Origin of the sequence: Tropicimonas sp. TH_r6 (assembly GCF_033101155.1) — a bacterium.
Taxonomy (GTDB): domain Bacteria; phylum Pseudomonadota; class Alphaproteobacteria; order Rhodobacterales; family Rhodobacteraceae; genus Tropicimonas.
On sequence record NZ_JAWMPX010000003.1, the window covers coordinates 250576 to 269609 of the forward strand.

A 19034-nucleotide genomic window follows, 5' to 3' on the forward strand; every position below is an offset into this window, starting at 1 on the left:
CATGCCCGAGCAGCACGTGATCTTCGTCGTCGGTAACAGCCGTTCGGGAACCACCATGACTGGTCGGATGTTCGACCGTCACTCCGAAGTGCATTGCTTCCAGGAGCTGCATTTCTTCGAGCAGATGGTGGAGACCGGTAGCATCCGGGATCCCGGTGACTGGTCCGAGGACAGGTTGCTCGCGATGCTCGAGAGGTTGCTGACCTCGGAGCGCGACGTGCTCTTTGCTCCGGTCGTGCCGGGACGGTACGGCGCGGATGCCCGGGCGATCCTCGACAGGTCCCAAGCCCGCGATCCGGTTTCTGTCTATGGCGCCTTCCTGCAGGCAGAGGCCGAACGCGCAGGCGCCATCCGCCCCTGCGAGCAGACGCCGCGCTATCTCTTCCAGGCCGAAGAGATCCTCGACGCCTTCCCCGAGGCCCGAATGCTCTGCCTCCTGCGCGATCCGCGATCCGTCCTGCTGTCGCAGAAGAACAAGTGGCGCCGCCGCAAGCTGGGGGCGTCCAACATGCCCGCCTTCTGGGCCTTTCGGGCCTGGGTGAACTACCATCCCTACACCATGTCCAGAATGTGGGTCTCGGCGAGCCGCCGGGCCCGACGCCTGCAATCCCATCCGCGCTTTCTCGCGATCCGTTTCGAGGATCTCGCCCAATCGCCCGAGACAACGGTGCGAAAGATCTGCGATCATGCCGGGCTGGCCTATGAGCCGACCATGCTCGAAATCGGGCAGATCGGCTCCTCGACCGGCAAGGACCGCCCTGACGAGCGCGGCATCGACCCCGGCCGGATCGACGCCTGGCAGTCGGGCGGGTTGAGCGGAAGCGAGATTGCGCTCTGCGAAAAGGTCGCGCGGGCGGACATGGCCGAATGGAACTACGCCACGAGCGGGCGCCGCCTGTCGCCTCTGGTCCAGGCCGGCCAGATGACCATCTTTGTTTTCAAATCTTTCGCCGCGCTGCTATTGAACCTTCGGCGCAGCAAGAACCTGATCGGGACGATACGGAGCCGCTTCTTTTCCTGACCAGCTTGCTACAAACAACAGATAGACAGACGTTTTTCGGATAACATGGTAGCCCAGATCGACAGTCACTACATCAGGACCCGCCCGACACGGCTCTGGTCCCGGCTGCTCAGCTATGGGCTCTTCGAAGGTCGTCCGCTGACGACGAAGGGACAGTGGATCAACCCGCTGGTCTTCAGCCTCTTCGCGATGGAACGCCGCCTGCCGCAGCTCAAACGCGCAGAGGCGCCTATCTTCATCCTCGGTGCCGGGCGGAGCGGGACGACCATCCTCGGCCTCCTGCTGTCGATGCATGGAAAGGTCGGTTTTCTCAACGAGCCCAAGGCGATGTGGCACGCCGCCCTCGGCGGCGGCGAGGACCTGATCGGCAGCTACGATCGCGGTCCGGGCCGCTACCGGCTCGACGCTGGAGACGCAACGCCCGATGTCGTCCGGGCGATGCACCGGATCCACGGCGCCTATCTGCGCGCGACCGGCACAAGCCGCGTTGTCGACAAGTATCCCGAACTGGTCTTCCGCCTTCCTTTCGTGCGCGAGATCTTCCCGGATGCGAAATTCCTTTTCATTTCCCGAAACGGCTGGGACACCTGCGGTTCCATCGAGGGTTGGTCAGACCGGCTTGGCGTTCAATCGGGCGACGAGATCCATGACTGGTGGGGCGCCGACGGTCGCAAGTGGCAGCTCCTCGTCGACCAGCTCGTGCCGGAACATCCCGACCTCGCCCCGCATGCCGGGGAGATGCGCGACTGGCAGGCCCAGACACAGCGCGCCGTGGTCGAATGGATCGTCACCATGCGCGAAGGCGTGCGGCACACCCAGGAAGCGCCGGAAACGATCCTGCATATCCCCTATGAAGCGCTTTGCGAGGATCCGAGCGGCTGGATGGGCCGGATCGCGGCGTTCTGTGACCTTCCCGCGGACGAGACCTTCCTGACCTATGCCGGGCAGAAACTCTCGACAGTGGCGCCCAGACCGGCCTTTCCGCTGGAACCCTGTCTGGAAGAGGCCTTCGCGACGACAATGCAAATGCTTGGATACAAGGACGTGGCGGCGTGAGCGAAGAGAAGAGACTTCGCGTTGCCGTCGTCGGCACGGTCGGCCTGCCGGCCCGCTATGGCGGCTTCGAAACGCTGGTGGAAAATCTCGTCCGCTATCACCGCCGGACAGATGCTCCCGAGGCGCTCGCGGTCTATTGCAGCGCGAAAGCCTATGAGGACCGGGCGGAGCGCTTTCTCGATGCCGAGCTGCGCTATATCCCGCTCAACGCCAATGGCGCGCAGAGCATTCCCTACGACATGTGGTCGATGCTCTCGGCCGTCTGGCGCGGCTGCGACGTGATTCTGGTGCTCGGAGTTTCCGGGACGATCCTCCTGCCCCTGATCCGGCTGATCTCGAAGGCGCGGATCATCACCAATATCGATGGGATCGAATGGAAGCGCGACAAGTGGGGATGGCTGCAACGCCATATCCTCAGGACCAGCGAGGCGCTGGCCGTGCGGATGTCGCATGAGGTCATCGCCGATAATGGCGCCATCGCAGAATACGTCGCCGAGACCTATGGCGCCGATTGCGCCGTGATCGCCTATGGCGGCGATCATGCGCTGGAGTCGGAAGCCCGGGCGCTGAGCGAGATCGACCTGCCGGAGCGCTATGCCTTCAACGTCTGCCGCATCGAGCCGGAAAACAATGTCCACATGATGCTCGACGCCTTTTCCCAGAGCGCCGATTTCCCGCTGGTCTGCGTCGGCAACTGGGACCGTTCGGCCTATGGAGTCGACCTCAAGGCCCGCTATGCGGCGGCGCCCGGCATCCGGATTCTCGACCCGATCTATGACATCGGAAAGCTCAAGACCCTCCGGGCCGGAGCCTCCGCCTATATCCACGGTCATTCCGCCGGCGGCACCAACCCATCGCTGGTCGAGATCATGCATTTTGGCGTGCCGGTCTTCGCGTATGACTGCAGTTTCAACCGCCATTCCACGGAGAACCGTGCTCTCTTTTTCGCCTCCGCCGACCAATTGCGCGAGCAGCTTGAAGCGACCGGCACGGATCGTCTGGCCGAGATCGGCGCCGCGATGCGCCAGATTGCGCAGGCACGCTACACCTGGGACGCGATCGGCGCGGCCTATTTCGCTCTACTTCGGAACATACCAGCGGCAAGATTGCCCCTGATAAACGAGACACCCATTTCAAAGGACTGACGACATGACACAGCGCAAGGGCATTATTCTCGCTGGCGGCTCGGGCACGCGCCTCTACCCGATCACGATCGGTGTCTCCAAACAGCTGCTGCCGATCTATGACAAGCCGATGATCTATTACCCGCTCTCGGCGCTGATGCTGACCGGCATTCGCGAGATCTGCATGATCACCACGCCGCAGGATCAGGAGCAATTCCAACGCACGCTCGGCGATGGCAGCCAATGGGGGCTGGAGCTGACCTATGTCACCCAGCCATCGCCGGACGGGCTGGCGCAGGCCTATCTGCTGGCCGAGGTTTTCCTCGACGGCGCGCCCTCGACCATGGTTCTTGGCGACAACATCTTCTTCGGTCACGGCCTGCCCGGCCTTCTGCGCGCGGCCGATGCCAAGACCGAAGGCGGCACGGTCTTCGGATACAAGGTGGCCGACCCCGAACGCTACGGCGTTGTCGGTTTCGGCGCGGACGGCAAGGTCAACACGATCATCGAGAAGCCGGAGGTGCCGCCGTCCAACTATGCCGTGACCGGCCTCTATTTCCTCGATGGCACCGCGCCCGAACGCGCCCGCGAGGTCAAACCCTCCCCGCGCGGCGAGTTGGAGATCACGACGCTGCTGGAGATGTATCTCGCCGAGGGCTCGCTTGGCGTGCAGCAGATGGGCCGGGGCTTCGCCTGGCTCGACACCGGCACCCATGCCTCCCTGCTCGACGCAGGCAACTTCGTCCGCACGCTCTCCGAACGCCAGGGCCAGCAGGTCGGCTGTCCGGAAGAGATTGCCCATGAGCAAGGCTGGATCGACGATGAAAGCCTGCTCAAGCGCGCCGAGCTGTTCCGCAAGACGGCCTATGGCCGTTACCTGCGCGGTTTGATCGAGTAGACCGCCGGGTTCGACCGGGTTTTCCATAGCGCGGAATATGGTGCCGTTTGCTCCGGTTGCACTGCAAGCCGTGTCAGCGCCTGCCCGGGGCGGCGCCGGCGCGAGCGTGGTCTGGCGCTATCCCGGCCAGGTCCGAAACAGGTCGGCGCATTCGAGCCGGATCAAAACGCGCTCGCCCGGTCTAGGGTGAGACGTCGTAATACTCGCGATACCAGCGCACGAAGCGGGCCACGCCCTCGCGGAAGGGCGTCTGCGGTCGGTAACCGGTGAGGTTCTTGAGCAGCGTCGCATCGGCCCAGGTCGCCTTCACATCGCCGATCTGCATCGGCATGTAGTTCCGGATAGCCTCGCGTCCGAGTTCCGCCTCGATCGCATCGATGAAGTCGAGCAGCCGCACCTTGTCCGAATTCCCGATATTGACGATCCGGAAGGGCGCGGCAGGCGAGAGGCTGTCCTGCGCGACCCGCGTCTCCTCGCCGCCCGGAACCGCATCGATCAGGCCGAAAATCCCACGCACGAGATCCGTCACATAGGTAAAGTCCCGATACATCTCGCCATTGTTGTAGATATCGATCGGCTGCCCCTCGACGATCCCGCGGGCGAACTTGATCGGCGCCATGTCGGGACGCCCCCAGGGGCCATAAACGGTAAAGAAGCGGAACATCGTCACCGGCAGATCGTGGATATGGGCCCAGGAATGCCCCATCGCCTCATTGGCCTTTTTGGTGGCCGCATAGATCGTAAGTTGGCTGTCCGCCTTGTGAAGCTCCGAATAGGGCATTTCGGTATTGGCGCCATAGACCGAGGAGGTCGAGGCCATCAGCAGGTGTTCGACACCGGCCGCGCGGGCGCATTCCATGACATTGAACGTGCCGACGATATTGGCGTCGATATAGGAGCGCGGGTTTTCAAGGCTGTAGCGCACGCCGGCCTGACCGGCGAGATGGACGATCACGTCCGGCTCGAACGCCTCGACCGCCTTCGACAACGCCTCCATGTCCTCGAGCCGGGCTTCCGTCATCGTGAACGCCGGGTGCTGGGCCAGAAGCGTGTTGCGATCCTGCTTGAGCCGGACATCGTAGTAATCGGTCATGCCATCATAGCCGGCGACCGTCCAGCCTTCCTGCAACAGCAACTCGGCAAGATGAAAGCCGATAAACCCGGCGGTTCCGGTGATGAAGGCGCGTCTCAAGGCTCTCTTTCCTCCAGGCTGTCCACGGCACCCGGCAGGCTGGACACCCAGCCAACCTTCGGCGTCGATGCCGCGGTATAGGAGAGCCCCAACACTGTCCAGTCCGCAGGATCCGCGAAACCGGACCGGCGCGGCGCAGCATGTCCATTCAGCCCGGGGACAAGATACGATAGGCATGAGTTGCAAAACCCGGAGACGCCATGCCAGCTTCCCAAATCAGGCCGCCCCTTTTCAGTCCCGACACGCTGCGCTGGAGCGCCCTCGTCCTCGTGACCGCGCTGATCACGCTGTTGTTCTTCGGCATGATCAAGTCGTTCCTGATCGCGCTCATCATGGCGGCAATCGTGGCTGAACTCACCCGCCCCCTCTTCCGCCGAATCCGCGACGGCCTCGGCGGGCGGCGTAACCTTTCCAGCGCCATCACCATGGCGATGATCCTTGTATTGGTCATCTTTCCGGTCACGCTGATCGCGAGCGCGGCCGCCGAACAAGCCTTCGCGCTCTCCCGCTCCATCGTTTCGATGGTAAACCGGGTCACGGAGAACTCCCTGGATGCCCGGATCCCGGATTGGGTCCCCTACCAGGAACATCTCGACGGTATGGGCCCCGAGATCGCCAACAAGATCGCCGATATCGTCACCGCGATCGCCCGCTATACGGTCACGACGCTTTCGCAGGTGACGCGCGGAACGGCCCGGTTCTTCCTCGATACGTTCATCTTCCTCTACGCTCTCTTCTTCTTCCTGCAGATGGACACACCGGTGATGAAGCAGATCCTGCGTTTCACCGGCCTCGCGCCGACAACGCAGCGCAAGATTGCCGACCGCGCGATCTCCGTCAGCCGCGCCACGATCAAGGGGACGCTCGTGATCGGCATCGTCCAGGGCGTGCTCGGCGGGGTCGGATTCTATGTTGCAGGCATCGAAGGCGCCACCTTCTGGGGCGTCGTGATGGGAATCGTGTCGATCATCCCCGGGATCGGTCCCAGCCTCGTTCTGACCGTCGGCGTCATCTACCTCGCCGCCATCGGCGAGACCGGTCCCGCCATCGGGCTTGCGCTCTGGGCTGGTCTGGTCGTCACCACGATCGACAATATCCTCCGCCCGATCCTCGTCGGCCGCGACACCCAGATGCATGATATCCTGATCCTGGTCAGCACCTTCGGCGGGCTTGGCATGTTCGGCGCCGTTGGCCTGATCCTGGGTCCCGTTGTTGCCGGCCTCTTCGTCACGATCTGGTCGACGCTCGCGGAGACGCTCTCCACACCGGCGGACAGCTTCGCACAGGATGCGCCCGAACTGGACGATCCACCAGACGCCTAGCCGCCCTCCCGGCCTCCGCATTCAGAACAGGGAGCAGGCGTGCCGCGGCCCAAATGGCCTGCTCCGGAGAACGCCGCGAAGGCGTTCCCCCGGCCCCGTAAGCATGCGGCGCCCCACCACATCGCCGGCCTTTGCGCTGTGCGCGAAACCGGTGGAAGGCCCAACGCAGCAATCGGATTCGCTGCAAGACGCCGATTCTTCGCCCCCGGACAGGGAAAATACCCAGTACTACGCAACTCCATTTCAAATCCAACGCACTTCCCGCAAGAAAAATTCGCCGCATATCGTTCTTTGGGGGTTTGATCTCTCCTCCGAAACCCATAAGTAATTCCGGAAGCCACAGGTTCAGGCAGCCGGGCCCACCCGCGCGCCCGCAGTCAGGGAGACAAACAATGCTGAACAATATCGGCCCCATGGGCCTGCTGCTCATCGCCGTCGTCGTGATCGTACTCTTTGGCCGGGGCAAGGTCTCCTCGCTGATGGGCGAAGTCGGCAAGGGCATCACCGCCTTCAAGAAGGGCGTGAGCGAGGGCAAGGAAGAGATCGAACAGGAAATCGAACAGGAAAAGGTGGAAGCCGCCCGGGACGTTACCCCGGAGGAAGAGATCGAGACCGAGAAGGACAAGGTCTGATCGTCGTCGCCCCGACGGTGACACTGGCTGGACCCAAGGCAAGGCTGACCCGCGATGCTTGATCTCGGATGGACCGAATTGCTGCTGATCGGCATCGTGGCGCTGATCGTTGTCGGACCGCAGGAACTGCCGATGATGTTCCGCACGCTCGGCAAGTTCACGGCACGGCTGCGCGCCATGGCCCGCGACTTCACGCGCGCCATGGAAGACGCCGCCGACGAGGCCGGGGTCAAGGATATCGCCAAGGATCTCAAGAAAGCGACCAACCCGAAGGAAATGGGTATGGACGCGCTCAAGGATGCCGTCGATTTCGACGAGATCGACCCGTTTGGCGAGAATGACGACGCGGAGTCGAAACCGAAGTCGACAGCCAGCGCTCCCGAGACCCAACCGTTGAGCGAGGAGCGCGCCGAGGCCGCCCGCAAGATCCGCGAAAGCACGGCCGCAAAGGCCACCGCGCGCCTGGAGGCCGAAGCCGCCGCCCGCGCCGAGGCCGACACCCAATCCGCGCCCGAGCCCTCCCCGGCTCCGGACGCCGACCCCTCCAAGGCATGAGCGAGAGCCGCATGAGCGACCGCCCCGAAGACGATATCGAAGAAGAAATCGAAGACAGCTCCGCCCCGTTGATCGAGCATCTCGCGGAGTTGCGGACCCGTCTGATCCATTCGGTGCTGGCCTTTGTCGTGGCCATGATCGTCTGTTTCACGGTGGCCGAGCCGATCCTGAACTTCCTCGTCGAGCCGATCGCAGACATCCTGCGTGCGCGCGGCGAGAACCCGCAGCTGATCTTCACCGCGCCGCAGGAGAAATTCTTTGTCCTGATCCGGATCTCGATGATCTTCGGCCTGGCGATCTCCTTCCCCTATATCGGCTACCAGATGTGGCGCTTCGTGGCGCCCGGCCTCTACAAGTCGGAAAAGAACGCCTTCCTGCCGTTCCTGATCGCCTCTCCGGTACTCTTCATGATGGGTGCATCCTTCGCGCATTTCATCGTCACCCCGCTGGCGATGAACTTCTTCATCGGCTTCTCCGACGCGATCCCTGCGCTCACCGCCATGCTGACCGGCGAGAATATCCCGGCGGATGTCGAGAATGCCGAGCTGCGCACCGTCTTCCTTGGCTCCGTGCGCGAAAGCCTCGACCTCTCGCTCAAATTCATCATCGCCTTCGGCCTCTGCTTCCAGCTTCCGGTTCTGCTGACGCTGATGGGCAAGGCCGGGCTGGTGTCGGCCGAGGGCCTGCGCAATGTCCGCAAATGGGCCGTTGTCGGCATCCTCACCCTCGCCGCCCTCGTGACACCGCCTGACGTGGTGACCCAGGTCATCCTCTTCACCGTGGTCTACGCGCTTTACGAGGTGTCGATCTTCCTCGTCACCCGCGTCGAGAAGAAGCGCAATGCAGAGCTGCGCGAGATGGGCCTGATGGATGACGAGGAAGACGGGGACACAAAAGAAGGCAGCGCCTGATGGATTTCACGGCCGAGGAACTGGACCGCATCGCCGCCGCGCTGGAGCGCATGGCGCCGCCGCCCGCTGCCACGCCGGAGTTCGACAACGCCGAGGCCTTCGTCTGGCAGACCGCCCCGGACCGGCTTGCCCCGGTCGCCGAGGTCAATCGGGTCGATCTCTCGCTGTTGCTCGGCATCGAGCGCGCAAGGGACATCCTGCTGGAAAACACGCTGCAATTCGCCAAGGGGCTGCCGGCCAACAACGCGCTTCTCTGGGGCGCGCGCGGCATGGGCAAGTCCAGCCTTGTCAAGGCGGTCCATGCCGAGATCCAGGCGCGCGGCGAGGACCTCAAGATCGTCGAGCTCCAACGCGAAGACCTGCCGACAATCCAGCGTCTGCTGACGCTCCTGCGCACGGCCCCGAAGACGCGGTTCCTGCTCTTCTGCGACGACCTTTCCTTCAGCCACGACGACCAGCATTACAAGTCGCTGAAAGCCGTGCTTGATGGCGGCATCGAGGGGCGCCCCGAAAACGTACTCTTCTACGCAACCTCCAACCGCCGCCACCTGATGCCGCGCGACATGATCGAGAATGAGCGCAGCTCGGCGATCAACCCCTCCGAGGCGGTCGAGGAAAAAGTCTCGCTCTCGGACCGTTTTGGCCTCTGGCTCGGCTTCCACCCCTGCACGCAGGACGACTATCTCGCGATGATCCGCGGCTATTGCGACGCGTATGGGGTCGAGATCGACGACACCACGCTGCGCGCCGAGGCCATTGAATGGCAGGCCACGCGCGGCGCGCGCTCCGGACGGGTCGCCTGGCAGTTCTTCATTGATCTCGCGGGGCGGAGAGGCGTCAGCCTCTGAACGCCTCCCAGGCCGTCAACCACGCGGCGTCGATCGCATCGATCACCTCCAGGTCAAAGCCGTCCTGCTGTTTCCAGTAACGCCCATCCTCGACGAAATAGCCCGCATCCCGCTCCATCTGTTCTGCACGCGCAATCGCCTGCACCGGCAAGTCGCGCGCCGGCGCATGGCCCGCAAGCTCGGTCAGCCCCGCGCGCGGATAGACAAGCCGGCTCTCGCCGCCCGACAGGTTCACACAGGCCACGCCGCGACGGGCCGCCCCTAGAGCAAGCCGCGCCGCCTTGGCCTCCAGCGAGCGCAACGTCGGATCCGGCCGCAGCGGATCGGCCGTGCCGGTGCCATAGAAATGCGTTGGCCCGGTCGCGGGATAGACCATGTCGCAGCCCAGGAAGGCGAGCACGCGCGGGCGCAGCGCCTCCACGGCCCAGCAGCCGGCCGTGAAGGCCATCGTACCGCCGATATGAACCACGCCACCATGGGCGTTCATCGTCGGCACGTAGTCGCGAAAGGTGACCTCCGCCTGGGTCTCGGAATAGTCGGCCGGCCCGCGCTCGGCGGGGAAGTCCTTGGGATGAATGTGATGGGTCCAGTCCGGCCGCACCGCCCAGGCATTGTTGATCGCCACGATGGCGTCAAAGGGATGCGTCTCCCAGTCCCGCGCGGCGACGGCCCCCGGCCCGCTGCCAAGGATCAACACGATCTCCGGCTCATTTCGCATAGGTTCTCTCCGCCCCAAAATCTCTGATGGGAGGCAGGATAGGGCGCGCGCCCTGCCCGTCCAGCCGTTCCCCCGTCCTGTGTCGGATACGTTGCGTGAGCCACACGGCGCCGCCCGCAGAACGGGAGGCGTCTTGCACCGCGATTATTTCAGGTAGGGCGCGGGATCCACCGCCTCGACGCCGTCGCGGACTTCGAAATGCAGGTAAGGCGAAGAGGAGGACCGCACTTGGGCGATTGCCTGCCCGCGCGAGACACTCTGCCCCTTGCTGACCTTCAGACCGTCGATATTGGCATAGATCGTCATCAACCCGTCCGCATGGCGCAACACCATGATCGGGACATCCTCCGTATCTTCGGTGATCGCGGCGACCGTGCCGGCGGCCGCGGCCTTGACCGTGGAGCCGGCGGAGGCGCGGATATCGATCCCGTCATTGCGGCCCTTGTTGAAGTCACGAATGATGCTGCCCTGCACCGGGTAGACCATTGCCGCATTGCTTGCCGAGGCGCTGGTCGCCTCGCTGCCGAGATCGGGCGATTCCGGCAGACCGGAGATCGTCGAGGGGTCGTCGGCCGCCGCAAGGACTTCGGCGACCGGCTCGGTCCGCTCCTCGGGGAGCGGCGTCGAGGCCGAGGGAGGTGTCGGGGTCGGGCTGCCAACGCCGGGCTCGGTGGTGTTGGTGGCGGTCTCGACCGCGGCGGGCGCCGCGACCACGACCGGGATCATCAGATATTGCCCCTGGCGCACGCCAAGATCCGGGCCAAGCCCGTTCCACTCGCCGATGGAGCGCGCCGAGACACCGTAGAGGCGGGCGATGGAATAGGCGGTTTCACCGGCCTCGACCTTGTGGCGAACCGGTTCGGCCCCGGTTTGGGACAACGCATTGGCGCCTGCGGCCGACCCGCCAGCCCGGTTGATGGCATCGCCTGCAAGCGTCTCGATATCGACGGAGCCAGGGGATGTCAGCGCGCTGCCGGCTGCCTCGGGCACGCGGCTGGGCAGGGCAAGCACCTCGCCCGCGTTGAGCTGCGCCGCGGGCGGGATACCGTTATAGCGCGCCATCTCCGCCGGCGGCAGGCCGAGCCGCTCGGCCACGGTGGTCACGGTATCGCCCTGGCGGGCAATCGCGACCTGGTAATTCGGATAGGAAATCACGCCGCGGCTGTCTGGCTCGGGGCGTGCGGCCGTCTGGGACTGCACGGCGGCTGTCGTGTCGAAACCACGGCCGACATCGCGCATGTCGAGATCAAGGCCTGTCGTGTCACAGGCAGCCAGAAGACCAAGGCTCGCACAAAAGGTCAGGATAGGGCGCATCTGCTCTCATTCCTCGCTCGCGGGGCCCTCTTTTCGGAGCATCCCGGGATTTCCGACGGGCCACCCGCCCGCCGCCTCTACTCTCTACTCTCGCCCGAGCCCTTCCAGAAGCGGTACGAAACGAACCTGAAGCAGTTCGTCATATTCGAACCCCGTCTCGGTTCGCCTGACCTTGATCAGGCTCTGGACCGCATCCGACTGGCCCACGGGCAGGACCATGATACCGCCGATCCTCAGTTGCGCCAAGAGTGGGCCCGGCGGGTCTTCGGCGGCTGCGGTCACGATGATACGGTCGAAGGGGGCATGATCGGGCAGGCCATGGCTGCCATCGGCGGTGAAGGTGATGATATTGGTCAGGCCAAGCTCGTCGAAGACGTCCTGCGCCTGGGCGACGAGACGCCGAAAGCGATCAACCGTGTAGACCCGGCGGGCGAGCTGCGAAAGGATCGCGGCCTGGTAGCCGGAGCCGGTTCCCAGTTCGAGCACCTTGTCGCGCGGACCGACATCCAGCGCCTGGGTCATCAGCGCGACAACGGAGGGCTGGGAGATGGTCTGGCCGCAGATGATCGGCAGCGGCGTGTCCTCGTAGGCACGGTCGGCGAAGATCCCCTGCACGAAGAGACCCCGGTCGACCTTCTCCATCGCCGTGAGCACCGCCTTGTCGGTCACGCCCTTGGAACGGAGCGCGAAGAGCAGGCGCATCTTCTGTTCGGGAGTCCAGCTCATGCAATCGCGGCCCTCAGCGCGTCGAGCGCGTCATGCGCGGTCAGGTCGGCGCGCATTGGCGTCACCGAGATATAACCGTCGATATTGGCCTGCACATCGGTGCCGGGGCCGGTGGCAATGTCCTGGGGACCGCCCTGGACCCAGAGGAAGCGCCGACCGTTGGGGGCGCGGGTCGGCTGGACCGAAAAACGCGTGCCGGGACGGAAGCCCTGGGCGCAGACGGCGCGCCCCTTGACCTCGGCGGCCGGGAGCGCCGGGAAATTGATCGAGTAGAAGATGCGATAGCCGGCCCGGTCGGACCAGTCTCCCTTCTCCAGCAGGTCGCGCACGAGGGCCGCTCCGTGGACCGTCGCGGCCTCGTATTCGTCGTTCCGGCCGACATTGCCCGGCCCGTAGAATTGCGACAAAGCGATCGCGGGCAGGCCTTGCAGGGCGGCTTCCATGGCGCCGCCGATCGTGCCGGAATAGAGCGTGTTCTCGCCGGAATTGTTGCCGCGATTGACGCCCGACAGGACGAGATCCGGCCGGCAGTCCTTCATCACGTCATGGATCCCGGCCATGACGCAATCGGCCGGGCTGCCCTCCGCTGCGAAGCGGCGCTCGCCCATCTTCGCGATCATCGTCGGGTGGGTATAGCTGATGCAATGACCGACGCCGGATTGCTCGAAGGCAGGGGCCACGGTCCAGACTTCCCCATCCGGGCCGGCCACCTCCTGCGCTATGCCAAGGAGCACATCCAGCCCGGTCGCGTTGATACCGTCGTCATTTGTGATGAGAATGCGCATGAAGAGGCCTCTTTGTCTGTCTTCCGCTTTAGAGCGGGGTCGCCGGGGGGGCAAGCGCTGGCGGGCGGGAAATCTTCAACCGTTGCGTCTTGGGGAGGGGAGCGTGCCGCCGGGCGGGGCCCGAGCGGCGGTGGCGCCGCTGCGCGGCGTGGACCGGGCGGGCAGCGATCAGCGGAGATTGAGATCAAGGGAAAGGCTGTCCGGCCGCGCCCCGGATCAACCTTGTCCGGGAAAAAGCGTCAACGCTTCGGGGGCCGGAGCTGGTCTTTCATTGACAGCTGACCTGTTGACGAGAGCCGCCAGCCTACATTCGATCGAAATCCGGATGGGCACGGAATCGAGGCCAAGGGTCGCCGCGCCAGCGCCCGCTCGTCCCCGTCGGCTGACGCAGGCATGGCGGCTGATTAGCATCCATGAAACCGCAGAGAACGGTTGCACTTTCGGCGGCTGTGCCGCCCCGGCACACGCCTACGGCTCAGGGTGTACGGCCCAGGCGTTCCTCCAGCACCTCGAAGGGCACAGCCGGCTCGTTCTTGGCGCCGCGAATGACAAGCGAAGTCTTCACGCTGGCGACATTGTCCGCCGCGGTAAGCTGCTCTGTCAGGAAGGTCTGGAAAGTCGACAGGTCCGGCGAAACGCATTTCAGGATGAAATCGATTTCGCCGTTGAGCATGTGGCATTCACGCACGAGCGGCCATTCCCGGCATTTCCCTTCGAAAGCAGAAAGATCAGCCTCGGCCTGACTCGACAGGCCGACCATGGCGAAGACCTGCACCTCGAACCCCAGCTCGCGCGGGTCGACATCGGCGTGATAGCCCCGAATGAAGCCCGTTTCCTCCAGCGTGCGCACGCGCCGCAGGCAGGGTGGCGCGGAAATGCCGACCCGCCGGGCAAGCTCGACATTGGTCATGCGACCGTCGGCCTGGAGCTCTGCCAGGATATGTCGGTCGATCGGATCAAGTTTGGAACCCGGCATACAGCCCTCCTGAATTTCGCAAACTTTAGCGATCCGAAGCAAAGGACGCAACATTGTTTCGCTTTCGCGCAACATTTGTCCGGTTTGTTCTAGTTGCATAGCTTGTCGCCTCAGGTTGCACGACTGGGGCTTCCGGTTGCGGCGAAGCCTGCCTATATCGGACCGGACGCCGCCACGGCACGCATTTTTTCGTATGGGAGTTTCCAATGTCCGGCACCCGCCACACCAAGGTCCTCATCGTCGGCTCCGGGCCGGCAGGCTACACGGCCGGCGTCTATGCCAGCCGCGCCATGCTGGAACCAATCCTCGTGCAAGGCATCCAGCCTGGCGGACAGCTGACCATCACCACCGAGGTCGAGAACTGGCCGGGCCACACGGAGGTGCAGGGTCCCGACCTGATGGTGCAGATGGAAGCGCATGCCCGCGCTGTCGGAACCGAGATCATCGGCGATCACATCAACTCCATCGACCTGTCGAAGCGCCCCTTCACGGCGATTGGCGATGGCGGCACGACCTATACGGCCGACGCCGTGATCCTGGCGACGGGCGCCCAGGCGAAGTGGATCGGGATGCCGGGAGAAGAGAAGTTCCAGGGCTTCGGCGTCTCGGCCTGCGCGACCTGCGACGGGTTCTTTTATCGCGGCAAGGAGGTGATCGTGATCGGCGGCGGCAATACGGCTGTCGAGGAAGCGCTGTTCCTGACCAATTTCGCCTCCAAGGTGACGCTGGTGCACCGCCGCGACGCCCTGCGCTCCGAGAAGATCCTGCAGGACCGCCTGTTCAAGAACGACAAGGTCGAGATCGCCTGGGACACGACGCCGGAGGAGATCGTCGGCTCCGAAAACCCGCTCAGCGTCGAAGGGCTCCGAGTCAAGAACGTCAAGACCGGCGAGTCGCGCACCATCCCCGCGGCCGGCGTCTTTGTCGCGATCGGCCACGCACCGGCGTCGGAGCTGGTGAAGGACCAGCTCGAAACCCATATGGGCGGCTACGTTGTGACCAAACCTGATTCCACCGCGACCTCCATCCCCGGCGTCTTCGCCGCGGGCGACCTGACCGACCATCTCTATCGCCAGGCGGTGACATCTGCTGGCATGGGCTGCATGGCCGCCCTGGAGGCTGAACGCTTCCTCGCCGAACAGGAGTAACTGAAAGCGGCCCCCGGATCTGCGATTCGGGGGCCGTTTTGAAATCACGCGTTGCTGCGTCAGGCCCTGCCTGTGGCGGGAAAAACCGGCCCGACCGTCAGCAGGATATTGGCGAATCTCCGCATCTCGCCGCTGGCGATCACCAACAGCGTGTCGGGCGATTTTGCCGCCGCATAGAACGCCCCGCGCTCGACGAATTCCATCGGCGTCTCCGCCGGCAGGATCCCGACATAGTCCCGATGCGCCGAGTTGTCGAAATCCTCCGGCCAGGCCATCATCGTCGCTTTTTCGACATTGATGAGCTTGCAGACGCCTTCGAGGATATCGGCGCTCGGAATCATTCCCGGAACGAAATTCAGGTAGACGATTTCGACGCCCGGCGGCGCGTTGGTGACGAACGCGTAATTCGCATCCGAAATCAGCAGCTGCGTCTTGTGCCCGGCCTTGGCCAGCGCGGCCAGAAGTTGCGGGTGAATCACGTCAGACTTGATCATGTGCCCTCCAAGGCAGGGGCGCCCTCAGACGCCACCTGCCGGCCTGTTTACATGCGATAGATGCCGCCATTCACGTCGATCGTCGCGCCGGAGATGAAACCGTCATATTCGGAGGCGAGGAAGGTGATGGTGCGGGCAACGTCTTCCGAGGTGCCGGCCCGGCCGAGCGGGATGCCCTTGACCGTCGCATCGGCGGATTCCTTCGTGGTGTGCTGGTTGTGGAACCGCGTACCGAGGATGAGGCCGGGAGCGACCGCATTGGCCCGGATGCCGAATTCGCCCAGTTCGGCGGCGAGCGACCGGGTCCATGTCAGGACCGCGCCCTTGGTCATGGAATAGGCCAGCGAGCCGGAATGTCCGCCCGACCGCCCGGCAAGCGAGGCCAGGTTGACGATGCTCGCGCCGTCCTCGGCCGCCTTCAGATGCGGCAGCGCGGCTTGGGTGACGTGGAGCATGGTCGTCATGTTGACGTCGATCACGGTCCGCCAGAAATCCTCCTCGATCTCGCCGAGCCATTTCCGGCCGATGATGCCGCCAACATTGTTGACCAGCACATCCATGCCGCCGAGGAACTCGACGCCATCGGCAACACATTGCGTCGCTTCGTCCTTGCTGGTGAGGTCCGCCTTGCCGAAAGCGGCCCGCTGCCCGAGGGATTTGGCCAGTTCCACCAGTTTCTCCGGCCCTTCGGACCCGCTGAAATAGTGAATATAGATATCACATCCGGCTTCGATCAGGCTTTTCGCCGTGTGATAGCCAATGCCCTGCTCGGCGCCGGTGATGAAGGCTTTCTTGCCTTTGAGAGTTCCCATGTGTCGTCTCCTCGGGATATCGGACGGCCTCGCGGCGAGGGCGGTGAATGGCACCGCCTACTTGTCCAGATTTGTAAAGATTCTGGGCCCTGTATGGGCAAACCGACCGGGTTTGCCCATCCCTCCCGGCCTTGGTGCGACAACCGGCGCCTGTCCGACGCATATGATCGGACCGTGCCCGACAACGCCTCGCCCTCTGATGATTTGACTGGCCGCAACCTCCGGTGCGCCCCATCCCGGTCCAAAATGCGCCCACTCGCGTCGGGAACGGCTCCACAGGATCAGTCCGAGGGCTTTTTTTCTTTCCCGGCGGCGTTGGATGTGCAATGTGTTCACGCGTGAACACATACTGAGTCGTCAATGCAGCCTGCGCTTGAAAACGCCCCTACGCCAGAGGAAGAGGACCTGCTCTTCCGGATGCTGCGCCAGCTCGACCTGGCGCCGGATGCCTCGCAGCGCAGCACGGCTCAGGCGCTCGGCATCTCGCTGGGCCGGTTGAACGCACAGCTGCGCGCGGCAACGCAGGCCGGACTCGTGAAAGTCACCGAACGCAACGGTCCCGACAAACGGCAGCGCTTCGCCTATTCCATCACCGCGCGGGGAGCAGCCGAGCAGCTGCACCTGCGCGACCGTTTCCTCTCACGCAAATTCGCAGAGTATGACGCTCTGCACGCGGAACTGACCGGCACATCCAGCGGTCTCAACCCCTTCCAGCACAGGACCAAGCATATGCAGAACAGCCACGCTCCCATTCCCGAACTCTACGTGTCGCACGAGAGCGCGCTCAAGCTGAAGGTCGAGGCGGCGGATCTCGCCTCCTGGGATCTGACCCCGCGCCAGATCTGCGACCTCGAACTGCTGATGAATGGCGGCTTCAACCCGCTCAAGGGCTTCCTCTCCGAGGAGGACTATGACGGCGTCGTCGAGAACATGCGTCTCGCCGATGGCTCGCTCTGGCCGATGCCGATCACGCTGGACGTCTCCGAAGCGTTTGCCGGCAATATCGAACCGGGCCAGGACATCGCCCTGCGCGACCAGGAAGGCGTGATCCTCGCCATCATGTCGGTCACCGATAGCTGGACCCCGAACAAGTCGCGCGAAGCCGAGAAGGTCTTTGGCGCCGATGACGATGCCCACCCGGCCGTGAACTACCTGCATAACGTGGCTGGCCCGGTCTATCTCGGCGGCCCGATCACCGGCATCCAGCAGCCGGTCCACTACGATTTCCGCGCCCGCCGCGACACGCCCAACGAGCTGCGCGCCTATTTCCGCAAGCTCGGCTGGCGCAAGATCGTCGCCTTCCAGACGCGCAACCCGCTGCACCGCGCCCACCAGGAGCTGACCTTCCGCGCCGCCAAGGAATGCCAGGCCAACCTGCTGATCCACCCCGTTGTCGGCATGACGAAGCCGGGCGATGTGGACCACTTCACCCGCGTGCGCTGCTACGAGGCCGTTCTGGACAAGTACCCGGCCGCGACCACCACGATGAGCCTGCTGCCGCTGGCCATGCGCATGGCCGGCCCGCGCGAGGCCGTCTGGCACGGGCTGATCCGCAAGAACCACGGTGTGACCCATTTCATCGTCGGCCGTGACCATGCCGGCCCGGGCTCCAACTCGGCTGGCGAAGACTTCTACGGCCCCTATGACGCGCAGGAGATGTTCCGCGCCCATGAGGAGGAAATGGGCATCGAAATGGTGCCGTTCAAACACATGGTCTATGTGCAGGAGCGCGCCCAATACGAGCCGATCGACGAGATCGAGGACAAGGACAACGTCACCATCCTCAACATCTCCGGCACCGAGCTGCGCCGCCGCCTGGCCGAGGGGCTGGAGATCCCGGACTGGTTCTCCTTCCCGGATGTCGTCAAGGAACTGCGCCGCACCAAGCCGCCGCGGTCCAAGCAGGGCTTCACCGTCTTCTTCACCGGTTTCTCCGGCTCCGGCAAGTCGACCATCGCCAACGCGATGATGGTCAAGCTGATGGAGATGGGCGGCCGTCCGACGACGCTGCTGGACGGCGATATCGTGCGCAAGAACCTGTCGAGCGAGCTGGGCTTCTCCAAGGAGCACCGCGACCTCAACATCCGTCGAATTGGCTATGTCGCCTCCGAGATCACCAAGAATGGCGGCATCGCCATCTGTGCGCCCATCGCACCCTATGCCACGACGCGCCGCGCGGTGCGTGAGGAAATCGAGCAGTTCGGCGCCTTCGTCGAAATCCATGTCGCCACCTCCATCGAGGAATGCGAGCGCCGCGACCGCAAGGGTCTCTACAAGCTGGCCCGCGAAGGCAAGATCAAGGAATTCACCGGCATCTCCGACCCCTATGACGTGCCGGTGAACCCTGAGCTGAGCCTCGACACCGAGACAGTCGATGTCGATTACTGCGCCCAGCAGGTCCTGCTGAAGCTGGAAAGCATGGGTCTGATCGCCGGCAACTGAAGCGCGCGACAGCTCTGAAAAGATCCAACCGCCCGCCGCTCACCGCGGCGGGCGGTCTCT

The 19034-nt window shown here is 64.1% G+C and carries 19 protein-coding genes; 11 read left to right on the plus strand and 8 right to left on the minus strand.

The genetic code is table 11. The features are described 5' to 3' along the window. The first annotated feature begins 1 nt into the window (after position 1). From R3X27_RS05190 to rfbA, 4 genes are read left to right on the plus strand one after another with little or no spacing between them, the layout of a single operon-like run. A complete protein-coding gene (locus tag R3X27_RS05190; RefSeq protein ID WP_317707763.1) occupies positions 2-1021 on the plus strand; it encodes a sulfotransferase in 1020 nt (339 codons plus the stop codon). A 45-nt stretch (positions 1022-1066) separates the two neighbouring features. Then, positions 1067-2077 carry a sulfotransferase gene (locus R3X27_RS05195; RefSeq protein WP_317707764.1) on the plus strand — a complete coding sequence of 337 codons (1011 nt, stop codon included), beginning with the start codon at positions 1067-1069 and terminating at the stop codon, positions 2075-2077. After that, the gene (locus R3X27_RS05200; RefSeq protein WP_317707765.1) at positions 2074-3222 is read left to right on the plus strand and encodes a DUF1972 domain-containing protein; all 1149 of its coding nucleotides are present in this window, start codon (positions 2074-2076) and stop codon (positions 3220-3222) included. Before R3X27_RS05195 ends, R3X27_RS05200 begins: the two co-directional genes overlap by 4 nt. 4 nt (positions 3223-3226) lie before the next feature. Next, positions 3227-4099: a glucose-1-phosphate thymidylyltransferase RfbA gene (rfbA, locus tag R3X27_RS05205; RefSeq protein ID WP_317707766.1), complete on the plus strand. Its 873-nt coding sequence runs from the start codon at positions 3227-3229 to the stop codon at positions 4097-4099. Between the two features lie 181 nt (positions 4100-4280). Here rfbA and R3X27_RS05210 read toward each other — a convergent pair whose 3' ends face one another. Beyond that, on the minus strand, positions 4281-5291 hold the full coding sequence (locus tag R3X27_RS05210; RefSeq protein ID WP_317707767.1) for an NAD-dependent epimerase/dehydratase family protein: 1011 nt from the start codon (positions 5289-5291) through the stop codon (positions 4281-4283). Between the two features lie 200 nt (positions 5292-5491). On the opposite strand from R3X27_RS05210, the gene R3X27_RS05215 reads away from it, so the two are divergent. From R3X27_RS05215 to R3X27_RS05235, 5 genes are all read left to right on the plus strand, one after another. Next, positions 5492-6613, plus strand: a complete 1122-nt coding sequence (locus tag R3X27_RS05215) for an AI-2E family transporter (protein ID WP_317707768.1) — start codon at positions 5492-5494, stop codon at positions 6611-6613. Between the two features lie 392 nt (positions 6614-7005). Next, on the plus strand, positions 7006-7245 hold the full coding sequence (locus R3X27_RS05220) for a twin-arginine translocase TatA/TatE family subunit (RefSeq protein ID WP_317707769.1): 240 nt from the start codon (positions 7006-7008) through the stop codon (positions 7243-7245). A 54-nt stretch (positions 7246-7299) separates the two neighbouring features. Continuing rightward, on the plus strand, positions 7300-7800 hold the full coding sequence (tatB, locus tag R3X27_RS05225) for a Sec-independent protein translocase protein TatB (protein WP_317707770.1): 501 nt from the start codon (positions 7300-7302) through the stop codon (positions 7798-7800). An 11-nt stretch (positions 7801-7811) separates the two neighbouring features. Further along, positions 7812-8711, plus strand: a complete 900-nt coding sequence (tatC, locus tag R3X27_RS05230) for a twin-arginine translocase subunit TatC (protein WP_317707771.1) — start codon at positions 7812-7814, stop codon at positions 8709-8711. Next, positions 8711-9559 (plus strand): ATP-binding protein, encoded by an 849-nt coding sequence (locus tag R3X27_RS05235; protein WP_317707772.1) that lies wholly within the window; start codon positions 8711-8713, stop codon positions 9557-9559. The genes tatC and R3X27_RS05235 overlap by 1 nt, the downstream gene beginning before the upstream one ends. Here R3X27_RS05235 and R3X27_RS05240 read toward each other — a convergent pair. The 5 genes from R3X27_RS05240 to R3X27_RS05260 form a co-directional block, all read right to left on the minus strand. Further along, on the minus strand, positions 9549-10277 hold the full coding sequence (locus R3X27_RS05240; RefSeq protein WP_317707773.1) for a hypothetical protein: 729 nt from the start codon (positions 10275-10277) through the stop codon (positions 9549-9551). The two genes, R3X27_RS05235 and R3X27_RS05240, sit on opposite strands and share 11 nt — an antisense overlap. Before the next feature lie 144 nt (positions 10278-10421). Next, positions 10422-11591, minus strand: a complete 1170-nt coding sequence (locus R3X27_RS05245; RefSeq protein WP_317707774.1) for a LysM peptidoglycan-binding domain-containing M23 family metallopeptidase — start codon at positions 11589-11591, stop codon at positions 10422-10424. An 84-nt stretch (positions 11592-11675) separates the two neighbouring features. Continuing rightward, positions 11676-12317: a protein-L-isoaspartate(D-aspartate) O-methyltransferase gene (locus R3X27_RS05250; protein WP_317707775.1), complete on the minus strand. Its 642-nt coding sequence runs from the start codon at positions 12315-12317 to the stop codon at positions 11676-11678. Further along, positions 12314-13102, minus strand: coding sequence for a 5'/3'-nucleotidase SurE (gene surE / locus R3X27_RS05255; RefSeq protein ID WP_317707776.1), 789 nt, complete (start codon positions 13100-13102; stop codon positions 12314-12316). The genes R3X27_RS05250 and surE overlap by 4 nt, the downstream gene beginning before the upstream one ends. Positions 13103-13577: 475 nt before the next feature. Beyond that, a complete protein-coding gene (locus tag R3X27_RS05260) occupies positions 13578-14078 on the minus strand; it encodes an Lrp/AsnC family transcriptional regulator (RefSeq protein WP_317707777.1) in 501 nt (166 codons plus the stop codon). A 206-nt stretch (positions 14079-14284) separates the two neighbouring features. Here R3X27_RS05260 and trxB point away from each other — a divergent pair, with 206 nt between their 5' ends. Beyond that, complete coding sequence (gene trxB, locus R3X27_RS05265; RefSeq protein WP_317707778.1) at positions 14285-15226, plus strand: thioredoxin-disulfide reductase; 942 nt, start codon at positions 14285-14287, stop codon at positions 15224-15226. 59 nt (positions 15227-15285) lie between these two features. Here the strand turns inward: trxB and R3X27_RS05270 are convergent, their stop codons facing one another. Both R3X27_RS05270 and R3X27_RS05275 read right to left on the minus strand, forming a co-directional pair. Continuing rightward, entirely contained in the window at positions 15286-15720 is a 435-nt protein-coding gene (locus R3X27_RS05270; protein ID WP_317707779.1) for an RbsD/FucU family protein, read from the minus strand. A 47-nt stretch (positions 15721-15767) separates the two neighbouring features. Next, on the minus strand, positions 15768-16532 hold the full coding sequence (locus R3X27_RS05275) for an SDR family NAD(P)-dependent oxidoreductase (protein WP_317707780.1): 765 nt from the start codon (positions 16530-16532) through the stop codon (positions 15768-15770). Between the two features lie 360 nt (positions 16533-16892). On the opposite strand from R3X27_RS05275, the gene R3X27_RS05280 reads away from it, so the two are divergent. Then, positions 16893-18974: a bifunctional sulfate adenylyltransferase/adenylylsulfate kinase gene (locus R3X27_RS05280; protein ID WP_317707781.1), complete on the plus strand. Its 2082-nt coding sequence runs from the start codon at positions 16893-16895 to the stop codon at positions 18972-18974. Positions 18975-19034: the final 60 nt, after the last annotated feature.

Excerpts from the sequence above, each read along its gene's own strand:
- R3X27_RS05190 (WP_317707763.1), top strand. The coding sequence starts at position 2 with ATGCCCGAGCAGCACGTGATCTTCGTCGTCGGTAACAGCCGTTCGGGA.
- R3X27_RS05195 (WP_317707764.1), top strand. The coding sequence starts at position 1,067 with ATGGTAGCCCAGATCGACAGTCACTACATCAGGACCCGCCCGACACGG.
- rfbA (WP_317707766.1), top strand. The coding sequence starts at position 3,227 with ATGACACAGCGCAAGGGCATTATTCTCGCTGGCGGCTCGGGCACGCGC.
- R3X27_RS05215 (WP_317707768.1), top strand. The coding sequence starts at position 5,492 with ATGCCAGCTTCCCAAATCAGGCCGCCCCTTTTCAGTCCCGACACGCTG.
- R3X27_RS05220 (WP_317707769.1), top strand. The coding sequence starts at position 7,006 with ATGCTGAACAATATCGGCCCCATGGGCCTGCTGCTCATCGCCGTCGTC.
- tatB (WP_317707770.1), top strand. The coding sequence starts at position 7,300 with ATGCTTGATCTCGGATGGACCGAATTGCTGCTGATCGGCATCGTGGCG.
- tatC (WP_317707771.1), top strand. The coding sequence starts at position 7,812 with ATGAGCGACCGCCCCGAAGACGATATCGAAGAAGAAATCGAAGACAGC.
- R3X27_RS05235 (WP_317707772.1), top strand. The coding sequence starts at position 8,711 with ATGGATTTCACGGCCGAGGAACTGGACCGCATCGCCGCCGCGCTGGAG.
- R3X27_RS05240 (WP_317707773.1), bottom strand. The coding sequence starts at position 10,277 with ATGCGAAATGAGCCGGAGATCGTGTTGATCCTTGGCAGCGGGCCGGGG.
- R3X27_RS05245 (WP_317707774.1), bottom strand. The coding sequence starts at position 11,591 with ATGCGCCCTATCCTGACCTTTTGTGCGAGCCTTGGTCTTCTGGCTGCC.
- R3X27_RS05250 (WP_317707775.1), bottom strand. The coding sequence starts at position 12,317 with ATGAGCTGGACTCCCGAACAGAAGATGCGCCTGCTCTTCGCGCTCCGT.
- surE (WP_317707776.1), bottom strand. The coding sequence starts at position 13,102 with ATGCGCATTCTCATCACAAATGACGACGGTATCAACGCGACCGGGCTG.
- R3X27_RS05260 (WP_317707777.1), bottom strand. The coding sequence starts at position 14,078 with ATGCCGGGTTCCAAACTTGATCCGATCGACCGACATATCCTGGCAGAG.
- trxB (WP_317707778.1), top strand. The coding sequence starts at position 14,285 with ATGTCCGGCACCCGCCACACCAAGGTCCTCATCGTCGGCTCCGGGCCG.
- R3X27_RS05270 (WP_317707779.1), bottom strand. The coding sequence starts at position 15,720 with ATGATCAAGTCTGACGTGATTCACCCGCAACTTCTGGCCGCGCTGGCC.
- R3X27_RS05275 (WP_317707780.1), bottom strand. The coding sequence starts at position 16,532 with ATGGGAACTCTCAAAGGCAAGAAAGCCTTCATCACCGGCGCCGAGCAG.
- R3X27_RS05280 (WP_317707781.1), top strand. The coding sequence starts at position 16,893 with ATGCAGCCTGCGCTTGAAAACGCCCCTACGCCAGAGGAAGAGGACCTG.